This window comes from Candidatus Equadaptatus faecalis (genome assembly GCA_018065065.1).
Lineage (GTDB): Bacteria > Synergistota > Synergistia > Synergistales > Synergistaceae > Equadaptatus > Equadaptatus faecalis.
In genome coordinates, this window is the sequence record JAGHTZ010000052.1 from 1 (window position 1) to 18176 (window position 18176).

The following is an 18176-nucleotide window of genomic DNA, read 5'->3' on the forward strand; positions in this document are numbered from 1 at the left end:
TACCGGATTGATAGGTTGGGAGTGTAAGAGGGTAACGCCCTTTGAGCTGACCAATACTAATACACCGAGGCCTTAACCTCATAAATCCTTATTGCGCTGAAGAAAAAGCGTGTTAAAATTGAACTACCAACCGAGCAAGTTAGGCTGAAGCGGAAGGCGAAAAGACGTACGAGACATACGAGAGTACTTGAGGCATCTGAAAGAAAAGATGACGTACAAGAAAACTTAAGCCATCTGCCAAAAAGCAAAGCCATACAGAGTTTTCGGTGGCCATAGAGGGGAGGACACACCCGGTCCCATGCCGAACCCGGCAGTTAAGCTCCCCATCGCCGATGGTACTGCAGAGGGTATCTGTGGGAGAGTAGGTCGCCGCCGAGCCTTTTTCAACAGGGAAGATTTTCGTCTTCCCTGTTTGCTTTTTTGTGTGCTATTTGTATGTGACGGAATTTGTGATATAAGCTATAATTAAACAACTGAACAGATTATTAGACACAGGCAGTATGGAATGAGATTTCATTACAGGGCAAAAACAAAAGACGGAAAGACTGAAACAGGCTATATTTCGGCGGAAAGCGAAAAGGAAGTCATTGAAACAATACGTTCCAATGGATGGTATCCTGTTGATATTTCGGAAAAGAACGGTTTCTTTTCCGCTTTCGGAAATTTTCTGAATACTCTTGACAACAGTGTATCTCTTAAAGCAAAGAGCCTGTTTTTTAAGCAGTTTTCTCTGTTGCTTGGCTCCGGCATTCCGATGGATACGTCAGTAAAGCTTCTTTCAGAGCAAACTTCGGACAGCGTGCTGCGTTCTGCTGCGGAAGTACTTTTGAAAGATATAAGGTCAGGTATATCGGCGGCAGATTCTTTTGAAAAGCAGAAAGTGTTCGGAAAACTGGAAGTTGCCCTGATGCACGCCGGTGAAGAAGCGGGCAGACTTGGCGACAGCCTGCTGAGAATTTCTGAATTTCTGAAAAAACAATATGATTTGAAGAAAAAAGTTGTTGGCGCGTTAATATATCCTGTGCTTGTACTCTGCGTCACGCTGCTTGTTCTTGTGCTGATGTCAGTGTTTGTCCTGCCGCAGTTCGAAAACAGTTTTAAACAGCTCAAAATTGAAATACCACGCTTTACCCTGTTTGTTTTCACGTTTGGAAATTTTATAAGAAACTTTTGGTATTTTGTTCCTCTGTCGTTTTTTGTGTTTGCCGCCGCCGGAAAATATTTCAGCAGATACACTGCTTTTAATGAATTTTGCGATAAAGTCAAGCTTCGCATACCGCTTTTCGGCAAAGTTTTATACAAAGCTTCAATGGCAAGAAGCTGCAGGACTCTGGGCATTCTTTTGTCTGCGGGTGTTGATATGCTGCGTGCTTTGAAGCTTGCGGGAGAGACTGCTGCCAACGTTAAGGTAAAAGAAATTTTTGATGAATTTTATTTGTCCGCGGAAAAGGGTAAATCGCTGTATAATGTGACGTGTCGAATGACGAATATACCTCCTGTGGTGGGGCAGCTCGTTAAAATCGGGGAGGAAACGGGGCATTTGTCCGGCAAATTTCTTGAAATTGCCTTGCTCTACGAGGAAGACGTTGATAATATGACGTCCGTTTTGCAGTCGGTGATTGAACCGGTGCTGATAGTTTTAGTCAGTTTGATCGTAGGCGTAATGCTGTTCGCCTCCTATCTGCCGATAGTCAGCGCTATAAAAAATCTTATTTAAGGGGATATTTTCTTATGAAAAGACATTCCGGTTTCACGCTTATTGAAATGCTTATGGTAATTGTTATTATCGGTGCCCTGACAGGAACGCTGATGCTCTCTGTTTCTTCCGCGACAGACAAGGCAAACGCCTCAAAAATTGTTTCCAATCTGCGCAGTCTTAAAGCGGCATGTGTAATGTATTATGCTGACAATGGGCAATGGCCTTCCGAAAATGTTGTTTTTGACGGTGTGCAGAGTACTGATGAAGGCACAAAGAAAAACATTGAATCTTATCTTGATAAAATTCCTGAAAAAGGCTACAAGATTTATGCTCCGACTGCGGGTGAAAATTCCTGTGTTGTGAGTTATTCCGATTCGGCGGCAATGTCCGACGGAGTAAAAAATAAACTGAAAAAAATGGCCTCAAATTCTGCACTGTACGCCTCAAATGCCGTTAATGCCTCGCTGTACAGCGGCGGAGAAGAGGTCTTTATGAAAGTCACAAATTCGCCACAGGGGCAGTAAAAAAATATTTTTGGGATATGAGATATAACAATGGATTTTAAAGCTTTATTCAGCAAAAAAAATACGGATGATTTTGGCGCCGGTTTAACTGTTCAAAACGGGGTATTCAAGTATGTGCTGCTTGAACGCGGTAAGAATGGATATATGATAAGCTCTGCAATTTCAGACACTTTTGAAGAAAAATCAAAAGAAAACCCGTACGGAGAAATATTTCACAAGCTCAGCGGCTTTGCGAAGAATAAAGCGTCGTTGTCCGTGTCTCTGCCTGTGTCGGAAACTATGCTAAAGCTGCTTTATATGCCGATGGAATTAACTGACGCAAGGCTTTCTCTCCGATATGAAATAGAAAATTTTTTTCCTGTCAGCAGCGGTGAAGCCGTGTTTGACGTTGCTGACGTTGATTTTCCGTTTGCTGAACAGTATGAAGGAAGACATTATCTTGCCGTCGTTGCCCGAAAGGCGAAAATAGAAGCTCTCTCTGATGCCGCCCGTACGTATGGATTCAGTATTGAGTGTGTTGAACCTGCGCAGATAGCAATAGAGAGAGCTGTTTCTTTATATTCGGGGCATGGTGAAACCGTGATGTTTATCTACGCTGAAGGACAATTTATACAGTACATTCTGTTTTGGCATAATAACGGAATTTTCTACCGTTCTTCGTATTTTAACAATTATACTGACGCTCAAAACCCTGCCGGAGAAGTTTCAGAGGAGTTTAAAATCAATGTTCTCACTAAAGAAATCAGGAGATTTCTTGACGAAGCCTATGCGGAGACCAAAATCGCTGCAAAATCGGCCGTGCTGCTCGGACCTTCGACAGATTACCGTCTGTGCCAGGCTTTGCAAACGCAGCTTGCGCCTCTTAAGTTTGACTGCCTGAACGTAATGGAATTGAACAGCATTGAAATGATAAACATTGATAATAAAAACAGTCAGTGGGACATACCTCTGGGGCTTGCCCTGCGTCATTTCGACGTATAGCGGGATGGTTGCCAAATTAAATTTATTAAGCAGCCATAAAAAGGAAAAGCTTATCAATGGCAGTCCGAGCCGATTCTTGCGGGTATGTTTTGCGGCGGCTGTCGCAGTTTGTGTTTTTCTTGTTTCCCATAAGGCAGTTGAATTAGTCAGAGCAAACAAAGAAGCCGCGGACGTTGAAATCAGGCTGAAAAAAGCGGAAAATACCGCGGTAGCCAAGCTTTCGGAACAAAACGGCAAACACGGCGCGGTTTCGGATAATAAAAAGGCAAATGTCACGGCAGAAAATATTATGCCCGATAAATTTCCTGATAAAGTTCCCGAATACGATGCTGAACAGCCTCCCGAAATCCAAATTGTTGCGGTTATGAAATCTGAAAATAAAACGGCTGCGTGTATCAATATAAAAAATCTCGCGGAAGGAATTATCGTTGTTCCCGGAATGAACATATTTGAGAGAGGCAAAGTTGTTGCGATTGATGAAACAGGGATTAAGTGGACTTGGAACGAAAAGCAGTACAAAACGGATTTAGGGAAATAAAAGAGATATTGTAATAATGTCCTATAATGTATCTTATGTTGGATTATATATATTAAAAATTGCGGCTGATGTAAAATTACCATGCGGCGGTTTTAAGCAAAAATAATCAGGAGAGTTTTAAGATGTCAACCTATTGGCCGATTTTGACAGTTGCAGTCTCAACCGTTTTCTATCATATTTGCGCAAAACTTACTCCAAAAGGATTAAATCCCTTTGCTTCTATAATTGTCACCTATTTAACAGGCACTCTTGTGACGCTTATTGTTTTTCTTTCACTGTTCAAGGACAGCAGCCTTTTAAACGAATTTAAAAACGTCAGCTGGACTACGTTTGTGTTCGGCTTTGCGATTGTCGGTCTTGAGGTCGGAAATATTTACATGTACAAAGTCGGCTGGAATATTAATACCGGTTATTTGGTGGAAAGCTCCATTATTGCCGTTGCTCTTATGTTTACGGGGCGGCTGCTTTTTAACGAGCAGCTGACCTATACGAAATTAATTGGTATATTGATGTGCCTTGCGGGACTTTATTTCATAAATAAACAATAGATGTCTTATAATAAAAGTAACGTTTTATGTTTATCTTAATTTTTCTGCCCATTCTTTTTCTTTGAAGCCGACTAAAACAAATTTTTCGCCTATCAGCATAGGGCGTTTTGCGAGCATACCGTTGGAAGCAAGCAGTTTAAACTGCTCCGCTTCGCTCATTTCAGGCAGTTTATCCTTTAAGCACAATTCTTTGTAAAGCAGACCGCTTGTGTTGAAGAACTTTTTGAGCGGCAGACCGCTGATTCTGTGCCATTTTCTCAATTCTTCCACGTCCGGATTTTCTTCCTTAATATCTCTTTCCTTGAAGTCAATTCCGTTTGTCTCAAGCCATTTTTTCGCTTTCTGGCAGGTCGTGCATTTCGGATAGCATAAAAATATTATTGACATAGTTATTTTCCTTTCTTGTTACTGATATTTCTAATTTTGTCCAAATCACCGCTGCAAAGTGCATCAAGATTGTGGTTGATTTTATCAATATCCCAATCCCACCACTTAAGTTTTAGCAGATAGTCAACAAGTTCCTTGTCAAATCTTGTTTTACGCACTCTGCATGGATTTCCCGCTGCAACTGAATACGGGGGAATATCGCCGGTTACAACGGAATTGGCGCCGATTATTGCACCATCACCAATATGTACTCCGGGCAGAACTGTTACGTTTTGCCCTATCCAAACGTCGTTTCCGACAACTGTGTCGCCTTTAAGCGGAAGCTCGTCTTTAATTGGAGCCACAGCACTTCCCCATTCTCCGCCCATAATATAGAACGGGTAGGTTGTTACAGCGTCCATACGGTGATTCGCGCCGTTCATGATAAATTCAATACCGCTTGCTATGGAACAGAATTTGCCGATAATCAGTTTGTCGCCGATAAAATCATAATGATGCGTGACGTGTTTTTCAAAATCCTCTGCCCCGTTGGGATCATCATAATAGGTGTAATCTCCGATGATTATATTCGGATTTTTCACAACATTTTTGATGTAGCAAATTCTTTGCAGCGCCGAATTTGGATACATGTTTATCTTTCCTTTCTATCAGTCCGTTGCGTTCAAGTTGTCTTATAAAGGCTGTCAGTCTTTCGTAAAGAGGTTCGGCTGAATCGCCGAAATTTTCTTTTAAAGCTTGCCCTATACTGCAAATATCTCTGTTTCCGTCAATTTTTATCCATATAAAACTGCCCAAAATATCAAGCGTCAGCTTTGAAACCTCAGCCTTGTGAAACAGTTTTTGGGCTAAATTGTTCCAAAAACCGCGGTTTGGGACAAAAATTGTTACAATCCCGTCATTGTCTGTTTCCCATTTTAAGTCCATATTGCGAGAAAATACAATGTCAAGGAAATTGCGTTGTTCTGTTTTTTTGCTCACATTATGAGCCTCAAAAGTCTCAGTTCTTTTTTGAGACTGCTGTTTTGAATATTGAGAGCATAATCAGCGAGAGAACGACGATACCACCGATCATGCCCGTATTAACAGCCGCGGACAGGTTGATACGCGGAAGGATTTCCGTTATTGCCAAAAATGCAAGCAGAACCCCGATAATTCCCTCCCCCGCTATCAGACCAGAACAGAAAAGCACTCCGTTGTCATTTTCAGACGTTGTTGTGGTTCCTGTTTTTCCCTTGTAGTTATCCACAAGCAGACGTGCAACTCCGCCGCACATCATAGCCGCAGTGAGGTTCAGCGGCAGATAAATTCCAAGCGCAAAGGGCATTGACGGTATCCGCAGCAATTCTGTCACAAGCGTGATAAATACGCCGATAAAGATTAAGTCCCACGGCAGACTGCCCTGCATCATTCCTTCAATAATCATTTTCATCATGGTTGCCTGAGGCGCCGGAAGCTGCTGACTTCCAAGTCCCCAAGCCTTTTCGAGAAGGACGAGAATTCCGCCGACGAAAACCGACGTTACAGCGACACCGAAGAATTCGGATATCTGCTGTTTTTTGGGGGTCGCGCCAAGTATATAGCCCGTTTTGAGATCCTGCGATGTATCGCCTGCCATGCTTGCGATTGTGCATATAACGGCGCCTATGGTTATGGAGGTCATCATTCCGTGAAAGCCGCTGTCTCCCGTAAGTTTCAAAATTCCTGTTGAAATAATAAGGGTAGCTATGGTCATACTCGACGTCGGATTGTTTGTAGAGCCTATCAGACCGACCATTCTCGCAGAAACGCAGCTGAAGAAAAAGCCGAAAATGATGATGAGAATCGTTCCAACTAAAGCTACAGGGATTTGAGGCGTAAACCAAAGAACAAGGGCTGTAAGCACAATGCCCGCAATCAAAATCTTGCCGCTCAAATCCTGATCGGTTCTCGCACCGTTGTCGGCGCTTATTTCATTGCGTTCCTGTTTCAGTCCTGTTAAAGATTTAACGAAGGTTCCGGCTATTGTCGGTATATTCTTGCAAAGGCTGATAATTCCGGCAGAGGCAATGGCTCCCGCCCCGATATAGCGGATATAGTTTGTCCATACGGCAGAAGGCCCTCCTGCTGCGTAGAGTTCGGAAATTTTAACCGTTCCGGGGTACAATACGGTATCAGAGCCAAAAAGCGTTATAGCCGGAATTAAAACGAACCACGCGAACAAACCGCCGGAAAACAGATATGAAGCAACTCTCGGACCGCAGATGTAACCTACGCCGATAAAAGCTGCAGACGGGTCAACCGATATTTTTGTCCGCAATCCTTTTATGTTGACTCCGATTGTTTCAGGCACAACGCAGAATGCGTTGGTCAAAAGTTTAAAAACCGCAGCAAGCGAAATGCCTCTGAACAAAACTTTTCCGCCGGACGATTTATTTTCGCCGGCAAGCAAAACCTTGGCGCAGGCTGTTCCTTCCGGATACGGCAGCGTTAAATGTTCCTTGACGATCAGGGCTTTTCTGAGCGGAACCATGAAGAAAACGCCCAGACAGCCTCCGCAGAGCGAAAGCAGCGTTATTGTGAGCATACTCGGCATTTCAGCAGTGCCCTCGTGCGCCCAGAAGAACATTACAGGGATGGTAAAGATTGCGCCGGAAGCGATAGAACCGCCGGCAGACGATATTGACTGGACAATATTGTTTTCAAGAATTGAATTTCTCCTTAACAGTCCGCGTATAACGCCCATTGAGATAACTGCCGCCGGAATTGAGGAGGATATTGTCGTTCCCAGCCTCAGACCGAGATAAGCGTTGGCTGCGCCGAATACAACAGCCAAAAACATTCCGAGAACTATGGCTGTTAAGGTGAGTTCCGCTTTGTTCTCCTCCGCAGGTATGTAGGGTTTGAATTCTTCGCTCATGAGTACGTCTCCTTAAATGTTATAAATATTATAGGTCATATATAATTGTATTAATCTGTCCATGGTGTCGGAACAAAAAGTCTGCTGAAATAATTAAGCGCAAAACGGTCGGTCATACCCGAAACAAAGTCAATCGTCTCCTGCGGCGCACGTCCGTTCTGTATTTCATGCTTGAAAATCGCGGTAAGCACGTATTCTACGCGCGAATCTTCTTTAACTGCCGTCGGACAGCGGTACACGTTGTCATAGAGATATCTGCGCAGAAATTCTATATGACCGAGCATCTCATCGCTGAATTTCAACTCTTTTTCAGTGCTGTTTTCAAGCAGATTCATAATCAGTCTGTTTATCCTCTGCGAATGTGTCAATCCAATGCCCTGCAGAATTTCAGACGGGAGGTCAGCTTCGGTAAAAAAGCCTGCGCGAAGCGCATCGTCAAGGTCATGGTTAACGTATGCTATTGAATCGGATATGCGCACCACCCACGCTTCCATGGTTGTCGGTTTATCCAGATTGTAGCCGAGGCGTACGTCAACCTGCCCTTTTGAGTGCTGTATTATTCCCATACGGACTTCCCACGTGAGGTTCAGTCCTTCTCCGTTTTTTTCAATGTTATCGACAACTCTCAGGCTTTGCGCCGCGTGGTGAAAGCCTCCGAGGCCGTGTTCTTTTGCAAGCTTGTCAAGGACTCTTTCTCCAACGTGTCCGAACGGCGTGTGCCCGAGGTCATGTCCCAGCGCTATTGCTTCAGCAAGGTCTTCATTGAGCCTCATTGCACGTGCTATTGTGCGGGCAATCTGCGTAACCTCAAGCGTGTGGGTCAGGCGCGTGCGGTAATGATCGCCTTCGGGAAGCAGAAGAACCTGTGTTTTGTATTTCAGTCTGCGGAACGATTTGCTGTGTATAATTCTGTCCCTGTCTCTTTGAAAACAGGTTCTGACAGTACATTCAGGCTCGGCTTTTTCCCTGCCTCTGGAATTTACGGAAAGGCACGCAGAAGCGGAAAGCGTCTGTTTCTCTATTTCTTCCTGATGTTCTCTCGGGTTCATATTTTTTCCTCCCGCTCAAAACAATAACGGCGGAGTTTTCCTCCGCCGTTATTATACCTTTTCAGCGTTAAATTTGCACGGTTTATTTCAGCAGACTGAAATCCCCGATAAGCATAAAGAAGCTCTGGCTCTTTGCGAGAAGCGCAAGTCTGTTCGCGCGGATTTCAGAATCTTTGTCCATAACGAGCACGTCTTCAAAGAACTTGGCGATGACAGGGGCAAGCTGTGCGAGAGTTGCCGCCAGTTTTTCCCAGTCGCAGGCTTTGATAGCCTGTTCGGCGGGCACGGTAAGCTCGTCAAGCGCTTTTGCGAAAGCTTTTTCCGCGTCCGCGACAAGCTTGCCGCTGTTGATTTCTGCCGGAATATTTTCACTTTCAGCTTTGGCGAGGATGTTTTTAACGCGGACGGCGGCGGTGATGAGTTCTGCGAACCATTCTTCGCCCGCAAACTTCTGCAGGGTTTCTGCCATAGCGTATGCCTGAAGCGGACGTTCAGCGATTGTCTGGAGCGCGAGAACAACTGCCTCGTGGCTGAGTCCTTTTTCCTTGAACTGAACCTGCAGACGCTGATACAGGAAATCGTTGATTTTAGCAAGCGTTTCGTCTGAAAGTCCGAGAGGTTTCGCTGCTTCTGCCATGAGTTCTTTTACGTTAATGTCGAGTTTAAGCCCGAGTATTATTTCGTTTATGCAGCGTGCGGCGCGGCGGAGTCCGTACGGGTCCTGTGACGAGGTCGGTTCAAGTCCTATTTTGAAAATAGCGGCGATGGTATCGGCACGCTCAGCAAGTCCGAGTACAGCCCCTATAATGCCCGACGGCAGCGCGTCGCCGGCAAAAACAGGCAGATACTGCTCGTAAAGCGCGTTTGCGACAGCTTCCTTCTCCCCTGCTTTTTTGGCGTATTCCCTTGCCATAACGCCCTGTACTTCTGCGAATTCGTACACCATGCTTGAAACAACGTCGAACTTTGCAAGCGTTGCGGCGCGGGCAACGTCTTCCTTAACGTCGTCCCTGCCGAGGATTGAAGCGAGTTTAACGGCAAGCTCTTTGACGCGCGAAACCTTGTCGTAGACCGAACCGAGCTGCACCTGATAGGTAACGTTTTTAAGTTCGTCAGCCATTGCGTCAATTGATTTCTGCAAATCTTCTTTCCAGAAGAAGGCAGCGTCATAAAGGCGGGCTCTCAAAACTCTTTCGTTGCCCTCGCGGACTACGTTCATATCCTTTGCTTTGTTGTTGCTTACGCCGATGAAGTACGGCATAAGCTTTCCCGCTTTGTCATGCACAGGGAAATAACGCTGGTTCTTAGCCATTGTCAGAATAAGAACCTCCTGCGGTATTTCGAGGAATGACTTGTCAAAACTGCCGTAGAACGGTACGGGATATTCGTTGATGAACACGTTCTCCTCAAGAAGGTCAGGGTCAATTTCAACCTTGGCGCCGAGTTCTTTCTCTATCTCCGCAATGCCTGAAAGTATCATTTCCCTGCGTTTTTCAGGATTGGTAACGACAAAATTGTCTTCCATAGCCTTTGCATAATCATCAGCAGAGGAAAGCTCTATTTCGCCTGAACCCATGAAACGGTGGCCGCAGGTTGTTCTTCCGCTTGCGATCTTTCCGAACGTTACGGGCACTGTTTCGCTGCCGAAAAGCGCTGTCAGCCAGCGCACCGGACGCGCAAAACGCACCGTAGGGTCAGCCCAGTACATGCTCTTGCCGAAGGAAAGCTTGTTTATGACGTTTGTAAGCAGCGAAGGCAGTATATCCTCCGTCTTCTGTCCCTTTGTGCTGACCTCGGCGAAAAGATATTCAACACCGTTGACGTCCTGTCTGCTGAGCTCTGCCACTGTGAGGCCTTTTCCGCGCGCAAAGCCTTCCGCGGCTTTCGTGGGATTTCCGTCAGCGTCAAAAGCAAACTTGGCTGCAGGGCCTCTGAAACTCTCAACGCTGTCCTGCTGTGCTTCTTCAACGTCTTTTACGAAAAGCACAAGACGGCGCGGCGTACACTCAGCGCTGATTTCTCCGCAGTCTATATGCAGCGACGAAAACTCCTCCGCCGCGTATGTCCTGAGGTCTTCAAGCGCCTTAGGCATAAAACGGGCAGGAATTTCTTCGGTTCCTATCTCAAAAAGCAGATCCTTAACAGACATTACTGCTCTCCCCCTTCCGTTTCAAAAGCGGGCGTGCCGAATTTTCCGTTGAGCGGCCAGCCCATTTCCCTGCGCTGCTTCAAATATGCTTTGCAGCAGGCGCTTGCTATCGCGCGAACGCGTCCGATATATCCGGTGCGCTCCGTAACGCTTATGGCGTTGCGCGCGTCAAGCAGATTGAAAGAATGCGAGCATTTGAGAACGTAGTCGTAAGCGGGAAGCACAAGACCTTTTTCAAGAATGTGCTTTGCTTCGGCTTCGTACATGTTAAAAAGCTTGAAAAGCATATCTGTATCGGCAATTTCAAAATTGTAGGCAGAATGTTCGACTTCGCCCTTGTGGTGCACGTCGCCGTACTTAACGTCGCCCACCCAGCTGAGGTCGTAAACGTTCTCAACCTTCTGAACGAACATCGCTATACGCTCAAGTCCGTAAGTGATTTCGGAAGGAACTATATCCATATCAATTGAGCCCATCTGCTGGAAATAGGTGAACTGCGTTACTTCCATACCGTCGAGCCAAACCTCCCAGCCGAGTCCCCATGCGCCCGTCGTCGGGTTTTCCCAGTCGTCCTCGACAAAGCGTATGTCATGCTCCGCAGGGTCAATGCCGAGCGCTTTCAGACTGTTGATGTAAAGTTCCTGAATATTGTCCGGCGCAGGCTGGATAATAACCTGATACTGATAATAGTGTTGCAGTCTGTTCGGGTTCTCCCCGTAGCGTCCGTCCGTAGGACGCCTTGAAGGTTCAACGTACGCAACGCGCCACGGTTCTGGACCGAGAACGCGCAGAGTCGTCGCAGGGTTCATTGTACCCGCGCCCTTCTCCATATCGTACGGTTGCTGGATAATGCAGCCCTGCGATGCCCAATAGGCATTCAACCGCAATATAATTTCCTGAAAATCCACTGTATATGCCCCCTTCGGCTTAATTACACTCAAACAGCCACAAAGACAGAGCGTCACCCGACAGAAACAACGCAACGCGTCTGCCGGATAATTTTACAAAAAATGCTTGAATATTTCAACCGCGGCAGCGAAAATTCGGAAAACACAAATAAAATGGTTGTCGGCTGCTGTCCGTTTGTATAATTACCAATTATCAAATGTCAAATAAAAATACAAGAAACTTTACAGACACACTTAGAACCGCGGATTAGTACCCCAGTCCGGCGAAAAACGATTTAAGGTATCTGCCGTATTCTTCAAAAATTTCAAATTCTGAATTGTCCGCTCCTGCTCTGCCTTTTGCCCATTCGGCAAATTTTTCCTGCGGAAGCATGGCTGCCGCCTGAAGTTCCGCAAGCTGCACGGCGCTGATTTTGTGCCCTGCGGCAGCGCATTTCTCACACAAAAGCCCGTCGTGCGCGGCAAAAGCATTGTTCAGCGGAGCCGAGCAGCTGACGCAGTTTGTGAGCGACGGCGCAAGTCCGAGATATTTCAGCAAACGCCATATAAACCTGAATTTTACCGTTTCAGCCGGACAGCCGCTGTTAAGCAGCAGCATACAGCTCCAAAGCAGATTTAAAGCCTTGTCGTTTTCGTGTTCCTGATAAATTGTCTGCGAGATAAGCCGGTAAAGACTGACTGCAGTTGTCAGTTTTTTGGGACTGCTCCGCACGTTGAGAAAATCTTCTTTTATTTCGGCGCTTTTAACGTAAAAACGACCGGGGCTTTTGTACAGCTCATAACTGCCCCACACCATAGGCTCGCCCGCCCCTGCGAAACGGCTTTTGCTTCCTGAGGGCGCCGAAACCCACATTATTCCGTAACCTTTCAGAAAAAGCAGAAGGGACTGGGAATTTTTCAGCCCCTCTTTCCGTTTGAGAACGGTGCCGCTTGCTGTGTAATAGCCCTGTTTGAGCAGTTCGCTTTCTTTAGCGTCAGGTATCAAAAGCTGTACCCCAGACGCCTGAGTTCGTCTTCGGATTTTCTCCAGTTCGGTTTTACTTTTACCCAAAGCTGTAAAAAGACGGGACAGCCCGTGCGTTCTTCAAGTTCTTTTCTGGCGGCGGAGCCGATTTCTTTGAGTTTGCCGCCCTGTCGTCCGATTATTATTCCCTTCTGTCCGGCACGGTCAACAATGATTGTCGCTGATATCCGTGCGGTTTTGAACTTCGGGAATTCGTCCGGCGTTTTGTATTCGTCAATGACGACCGCAACGCTGTGTGGAACCTCTTCGTCCGTCAGCCTGAACACTTTTTCGCGTATAACCTCTGCCGCAAGAAATTTCTCGGTTGAGTCCATGAGCATGTCAGGCGGATATACCGGATCCTGCACGGGAAGCACTTTGGCTATTTCGTCTGCCAAAAGCGTCAGGTTTTCGCCTGTCGCAGCCGAAACAGGTATGATTGCGGACGGTTTCAGCGCTTTTTCGTATATTTCGGCAGTTTTTTTGTAAAGCTCTGTTTTGTCCAGCAGATCTGTCTTGTTCAGAGCCATAACGACCGGAATATTTATCTGCGCTAACATATCGGCTATCATTTTTTCTTTGGAGCCTATTGTCCTGTCGCCGGCTTCAACGACAAAACAAACGGCATCAACGCACATAAGGGATTCCGTGATTTCGTGCAGCATAAATTCCCCGAGGGCGTGCTTCGGAATATGCATGCCGGGGGTATCAACAAAAATTATCTGTTTTGTATCGTCAGTGAGAATACAGCGCACAGCGTTTCGCGTTGTCTGCGCTTTCGGCGAAACTGCGGCGACTTTTTCCCTGAGCAGCGCGTTTATGAGCGAGGATTTTCCGACGTTGGGACGTCCGAGCAGGGCAATAAAGCCGCAGTGTACAGGTTTGTTCGTCATTGTTTCAGTTCCTTCATAAGCTGTTCAACAAGCCCGTCCTGAAGCTCCCACATTTCTTTCCTGCGTTCTTCCGTGTCGTGGTCGAAGCCTGTCAGGTGAAGCATTGCGTGAAATATTACGAGAGCAAGCTCTTCGGCGGGCTGTTTGCTGTTTTCAGCAGCATTGGATATTACAACCTCAGGACAGACAAGCACATCGCCAAGCGGCAGTTCCTGCCAGTCTTCCGGAGGTATATACAGCCCCTCTTCGTTTTCCCAGAGAGGAAACGAGAGGACGTCCGTAGGCGCGTCCACTTCCCTGTAACGGAAATTGACGGCACGCATTTCTTCTTTGTCCGCAAAGGTGAGGGCAAAGGATATTTCAGAGGTGTGTTCCGGAACGAGTTTCAGCTCTTCAAGCTTTGCCTGCCCCAGTTTTTCAACTGCCGAAATAAATCCGTGTGTATCTTTTATGCCGAAATTTTCGGGAAAACTGTTCTTCTGTACGTTAATCTTCATCAGCCGCGCTGCCTTTTTCGTCCTTGATTTTCTGTACGATGTCCTCTATTTCTGACACTTCGCGCGAATGATATATAGAAACCAGTACAGAGGTGAACGTATCTTTTATAATCTGCATTTCCCTGAGTGTAAATTCCGCGTTGTCGAGCTGTCCTTCGTCAATTTTCGAGCGTACGACCGATTCGACGATAGAGCGGATTTCCTCTTCGGTTTCAAACGGTTTGTTGCGTGCTTTCAGCGCCGCTTCCACAGAGTCTGCAAGCATTACAAGCGCAGTTTCCATGGACTGCGGCTTGGGACCCGGGTAGGTGAACTGAGGAAGAATTACATCCTCGCCGAGCGCGGCAGCCTTGTTGTAGAAATATTTCATTACGGTTGTCCCGTGGTGCTCCGCTATAAAGCGGCAGAGAGACTTGGGAAGTCTGCTGGCTGAGGCTATTTCCAGACCTTCCCTGACGTGCGATATGATAATCTGCGCGGACAGAACAGGCTGCAGATTGTCGTGCAGGTTTTCTCCGTTAAGCTGATTTTCGATAAAATACCGCGGATTTTTGAGTTTGCCTATATCGTGATAATAGGCTCCCGCCCTGATAAGGGCGCCGTTAAGCTTAAGCTTGTCAGCCGCCGCAAGGGCGAGATTTCCTGTCATAAGCGTGTGATGATAGGTACCGGGCGCTTCAAGCTGAAGTCTTTTAAGCAGGGGCTGAGACTGGTCGCAGAGTTCAAGCAGGCGCAGCGAAGATATTACGTCGAACACGGTTTCCCATATCGGAAGCAGGGCAATTACAAGAGTGCTCCATACGGCTGAAAACATGAACAGGTTGACCGTCTGTTTGTAGTTTAAGGGCATTCCTGCGCCCCAGTTTACAAAGAGTGTGATAATTCCGAGAAGAATACCCAAAAGGAAAAGTCTTTTCCAAATTGAGCCTCTCCTGCCCGGATAATCGATAAACATAATCCTGCCTATGCCTGCCGAGAAAAGAGCCAGCAGGAAACCGAGAGCAACAAGCGTCTGGTTGTTGTTGAAGGCTATAAGAACGCTTATGGTGCCGCCGCCGAGTATCAGGTGGTAGGAAAGCGATACTGGAAGCGTCAGACAGAGCCATCCGGTCAAGCCCAATACAGCCATTGCGTAGCCGCCGTTCAGGCGGGCGAAAACTGTTTCAAGCAGCCAGGTCAGGACAAGAACCGCAGCGGTGTACATCCATTCAGACTGCGTCAGTCTCTGTCTCAGTCCGTTTTCTATCCATACCGGCCAGATGCTCCATACTGCTATTATCAGCAGCACGAAAATTATCTGATGTATCGGGAAAGATGCGGAAGAATAGCCCTGTGCACGCAGAATCGAGGCGTTTTGCTTTGTAACTATCTGCCCTTTCTGCACAAGCACCGCGCCGGGCTGGATATTTCTGACAACAGCGGGAATGTGAGACGCTATGTCGCTTTTCAGGCGTTCCGTCATTTCGCTGTCGTGCAGAACGTACGGGCTCAGCAGCGAGTTGAGTATCTGATAAATAACGTTTTTGTCTGCCTGAGACAGCTGAACCGATTTCAGTTCGTGCCATATCATTGCAGACTGTTCGTCTGCGTCCTCTGCGCGGGAGCCTATCTCTCTTCCGAGTCTCAGGACTTCTTTTGTAATGCTGCGTCTTGAAGCCGCCGGCAGGGATTTGAAAAGCTCCGCGAGTTCTTCGCTCAAAATTCCGGAATAGCTGCCTGTTTTGAAAGCCGTAAGATTACGGGTGACTGTCGAGGCCTTCTTCTCGTCCTTCGCGACCACGTCAACTATGCGCGAAGCGGCACGCTCGCGCAGTTCTTTTGTGGCTTCCCTGTCTTCGTAAACAGCCGAACTGATTGCAAAATAGGTTTTGGGCGAAGGATAGCCCGTCCTGTAATTTGTTTTGCGCTCGAACAGATACCAGTTTCCGGTTATAAGAAGAAACGCGGATACAAGGAGAATTATCCTGAAAAGCATATAATGCCTGCGCTCTTTGGCAAACAAACTCCGGAAAGATAGCTGCTCCCGGATTAGTTTAAGCGTTCTGCTGTCTTCTTCTCTCGTCATATTCCTCATACGCCTTTACGATGCGCTGCACTATCTCGTGACGTACAACGTCGCTGTTTGTAAGATTTACGAAGGCTATGCCTTCAATGTCTTTCAGAATGTCGCGTATAATCCTGAGCCCTGATTCCTTGTTGCCCGGAAGGTCAACCTGAGTAATGTCTCCGGTGATTACCGCCTTTGATCCGAAGCCGAGGCGGGTAAGGAACATTTTCATCTGTTCCGGAGTAGTATTCTGTGCCTCGTCAAGAATGATGAAGCTGTCGTCAAGGGTTCTGCCTCTCATGTAGGCAAGCGGCGCAAGCTCTATTACCCCTTTTTCAAAATATCGGTTGAATTTTTCAGCCGGTATCAGATTGTAAAAAGCGTCGTAAATCGGGCGCAGATACGGCTCAACCTTGTCATTCAAACCGCCCGGAAGATAACCGAGTTTCTCTCCCGCTTCAACGACGGGACGGACAAGTATAAGCCTGTTGACTTTGCCGGATTTAAGAAACGCAACTGCCTGCGCAACCGCAAGATAGGTTTTACCCGTCCCCGCCGGACCTATCGCGAAGGTGATGTCGTTCTCCCTTATTGCGGAAATATATTCCTTCTGCCCGTTTGTGTAGGGACGTATGGGCTTACCCTTGTTGCTTACGCATATAACGTCGTCGTAAAGCGAGCGCAGATTAATGCGCTCCCCCTTGCCTATCTGATGCAGTCCGTAGCGGATTTCTGCGCTGCTGAGCTTCTGTCCGTTCAGCGTAAGCTCCGCGAACTGCGTAAGCAGGTCTTCGATGCGCGTTGTGAGTTCCTTGTCGTCCCCGCGTATTTCAAGCGAATCACCGCGGGCAAAAATTTTGACAGGAAAGCTCTGCTCCACCATGCGCAAAATTTCCTCGCGCGAGGCAAGCAGCTGCACTATCGATTCGTTATGCGAAAGCAGGGGCGTAAGTTCCTTGTCCATTGCAGTTACGCGCGGCGTACTTCTTTGACCTCCGGTACGTCTTCCATAATAACCGCTTCGACCGTCATGCGGAGCGTTTCCTGTGCATACGGGCACGTGCCGCAGGCGCCGATAAGCGATACTGTGAGAATTCCTGTTTCTTCGTCAAAATTCTCAAAGGTTACGTCTCCGCCGTGTGTCTGAAGCGCCGGAGTTATTTTTTCGTCGATTACTTTCTGGATTTTTTCTTCGGTTGTCATTTTTGTCTCTCCTTTTAGTGTCCTGCGCCGTTACTGTTCAGCGCATAGTTTCTTTTTTGCCGCTTTCCATAAATTATCCAGTTCTTCGAGACTGAAATCATCCCAATTTTTACCGCTTTCCTGCACCGCTTTTTCTACGAGCCTGAAACGTCCGGCAAATTTGTCAGTCGCTTGGTGCAGCGCGATTTCGGGGTCTGTCTTGAGGTGTCTTGCAAGATTGGTGACGATGAAAAGCACGTCGCCGATTTCGTCCGCAATTGCTTCCCTGTTTCCTGAGGCTATAGCTTCTTTAACCTCGGCAACCTCTTCGTCCACCTTGGCAAGCACGTCCTCTATATGATTTTTCGGCCAGTCGAAGCCTACCTTGGCAGCACGTTCCTGTATTCTGAAAGACCGAAGCAGTGCGGGAAGTGCCCTTGGAACTCCGGCGATGACGGAATCGTCCTTTTTCTTTTCTTTGCGCTCCGTTGACTTTATCTTTTCCCAGTTTTTGAGCACGTCGTCGCTGTTTTCAACGGATACGCCGCCGAAAACGTGAGGATGTCTGCGCACAAGCTTGCTGCTTATGTAATTCATAACGTCGCACACGTCAAAATCCCCGCGCTCCTCGGCTATCGCCGACACAAAAACTACCTGAAGCAAAAGGTCGCCGCATTCTTCGGTCATATTGTCCAGATCGCCGCTCTCTATTGCTTCAACAAGCTCGTACGCCTCTTCTATAATGTAACGCCTGAGCGAAAGATAATCCTGCTCTCTGTCCCACGGGCAGCCTCCGGGCGCACGCAGTCTTTTCATAATGTCGAGCAGTCTGTTGAACTCTTCCGCGTTTCTTGCCTTATCGCTCATCGTCCCGA

The 18176-nt window shown here is 47.1% G+C and carries 19 protein-coding genes and 1 rRNA gene; 6 read left to right on the forward strand and 14 right to left on the reverse strand.

What is annotated here, in order from left to right:
- The first annotated feature begins 262 nt into the window (after positions 1–262).
- The 6 genes from rrf (at position 263) to KBS54_04180 (ending at position 4290) form a co-directional block, all read left to right on the forward strand.
- Positions 263–378 (forward strand): 5S ribosomal RNA (rrf, locus tag KBS54_04155).
- A 127-nt stretch (positions 379–505) separates the two neighbouring features.
- A complete protein-coding gene (locus KBS54_04160; GenBank protein ID MBQ0055323.1) occupies positions 506–1717 on the forward strand; it encodes a type II secretion system F family protein in 1212 nt (403 codons plus the stop codon).
- A 14-nt stretch (positions 1718–1731) separates the two neighbouring features.
- Positions 1732–2223 carry a prepilin-type N-terminal cleavage/methylation domain-containing protein gene (locus tag KBS54_04165; GenBank protein ID MBQ0055324.1) on the forward strand — a complete coding sequence of 164 codons (492 nt, stop codon included), beginning with the start codon at positions 1732–1734 and terminating at the stop codon, positions 2221–2223.
- 30 nt (positions 2224–2253) lie between these two features.
- Entirely contained in the window at positions 2254–3204 is a 951-nt protein-coding gene (locus tag KBS54_04170; protein ID MBQ0055325.1) for a hypothetical protein, read from the forward strand.
- Positions 3205–3208: 4 nt separating this feature from the next.
- Positions 3209–3742, forward strand: a complete 534-nt coding sequence (locus KBS54_04175; protein ID MBQ0055326.1) for a hypothetical protein — start codon at positions 3209–3211, stop codon at positions 3740–3742.
- Between the two features lie 122 nt (positions 3743–3864).
- Positions 3865–4290 (forward strand): EamA family transporter, encoded by a 426-nt coding sequence (locus KBS54_04180; GenBank protein MBQ0055327.1) that lies wholly within the window; start codon positions 3865–3867, stop codon positions 4288–4290.
- A 30-nt stretch (positions 4291–4320) separates the two neighbouring features.
- Here KBS54_04180 and KBS54_04185 read toward each other — a convergent pair whose 3' ends face one another.
- From KBS54_04185 to mazG, 14 genes are all read right to left on the reverse strand, one after another.
- Positions 4321–4677: an arsenate reductase family protein gene (locus tag KBS54_04185; protein ID MBQ0055328.1), complete on the reverse strand. Its 357-nt coding sequence runs from the start codon at positions 4675–4677 to the stop codon at positions 4321–4323.
- 2 nt (positions 4678–4679) lie between these two features.
- The gene (locus tag KBS54_04190; protein ID MBQ0055329.1) at positions 4680–5306 is read right to left on the reverse strand and encodes a Vat family streptogramin A O-acetyltransferase; all 627 of its coding nucleotides are present in this window, start codon (positions 5304–5306) and stop codon (positions 4680–4682) included.
- Positions 5215–5655, reverse strand: coding sequence for a PqqD family protein (locus KBS54_04195; protein ID MBQ0055330.1), 441 nt, complete (start codon positions 5653–5655; stop codon positions 5215–5217). The genes KBS54_04190 and KBS54_04195 overlap by 92 nt, the downstream gene beginning before the upstream one ends.
- A gap of 19 nt (positions 5656–5674) precedes the next feature.
- A complete protein-coding gene (locus KBS54_04200; GenBank protein ID MBQ0055331.1) occupies positions 5675–7573 on the reverse strand; it encodes an oligopeptide transporter, OPT family in 1899 nt (632 codons plus the stop codon).
- Between the two features lie 50 nt (positions 7574–7623).
- Positions 7624–8622: a deoxyguanosinetriphosphate triphosphohydrolase gene (locus KBS54_04205; GenBank protein MBQ0055332.1), complete on the reverse strand. Its 999-nt coding sequence runs from the start codon at positions 8620–8622 to the stop codon at positions 7624–7626.
- 82 nt (positions 8623–8704) lie between these two features.
- Positions 8705–10771: a glycine--tRNA ligase subunit beta gene (locus KBS54_04210; GenBank protein ID MBQ0055333.1), complete on the reverse strand. Its 2067-nt coding sequence runs from the start codon at positions 10769–10771 to the stop codon at positions 8705–8707.
- Entirely contained in the window at positions 10771–11679 is a 909-nt protein-coding gene (gene glyQ / locus KBS54_04215) for a glycine--tRNA ligase subunit alpha (GenBank protein ID MBQ0055334.1), read from the reverse strand. Before glyQ ends, KBS54_04210 begins: the two co-directional genes overlap by 1 nt.
- 247 nt (positions 11680–11926) lie before the next feature.
- Complete coding sequence (recO, locus tag KBS54_04220; protein MBQ0055335.1) at positions 11927–12664, reverse strand: DNA repair protein RecO; 738 nt, start codon at positions 12662–12664, stop codon at positions 11927–11929.
- Positions 12661–13575: a GTPase Era gene (gene era, locus KBS54_04225; protein MBQ0055336.1), complete on the reverse strand. Its 915-nt coding sequence runs from the start codon at positions 13573–13575 to the stop codon at positions 12661–12663. The genes recO and era overlap by 4 nt, the downstream gene beginning before the upstream one ends.
- The gene (gene ybeY, locus KBS54_04230; GenBank protein MBQ0055337.1) at positions 13572–14072 is read right to left on the reverse strand and encodes an rRNA maturation RNase YbeY; all 501 of its coding nucleotides are present in this window, start codon (positions 14070–14072) and stop codon (positions 13572–13574) included. Before ybeY ends, era begins: the two co-directional genes overlap by 4 nt.
- On the reverse strand, positions 14062–16137 hold the full coding sequence (locus KBS54_04235; GenBank protein MBQ0055338.1) for an HDIG domain-containing protein: 2076 nt from the start codon (positions 16135–16137) through the stop codon (positions 14062–14064). Before KBS54_04235 ends, ybeY begins: the two co-directional genes overlap by 11 nt.
- Positions 16106–17083: a PhoH family protein gene (locus KBS54_04240; GenBank protein MBQ0055339.1), complete on the reverse strand. Its 978-nt coding sequence runs from the start codon at positions 17081–17083 to the stop codon at positions 16106–16108. Before KBS54_04240 ends, KBS54_04235 begins: the two co-directional genes overlap by 32 nt.
- A 5-nt stretch (positions 17084–17088) precedes the next feature.
- Positions 17089–17322, reverse strand: coding sequence for a NifU family protein (locus tag KBS54_04245; GenBank protein ID MBQ0055340.1), 234 nt, complete (start codon positions 17320–17322; stop codon positions 17089–17091).
- Positions 17323–17352: 30 nt separating this feature from the next.
- Positions 17353–18168, reverse strand: a complete 816-nt coding sequence (gene mazG / locus KBS54_04250) for a nucleoside triphosphate pyrophosphohydrolase (GenBank protein ID MBQ0055341.1) — start codon at positions 18166–18168, stop codon at positions 17353–17355.
- Between the last annotated feature and the right edge of the window lie 8 nt (positions 18169–18176).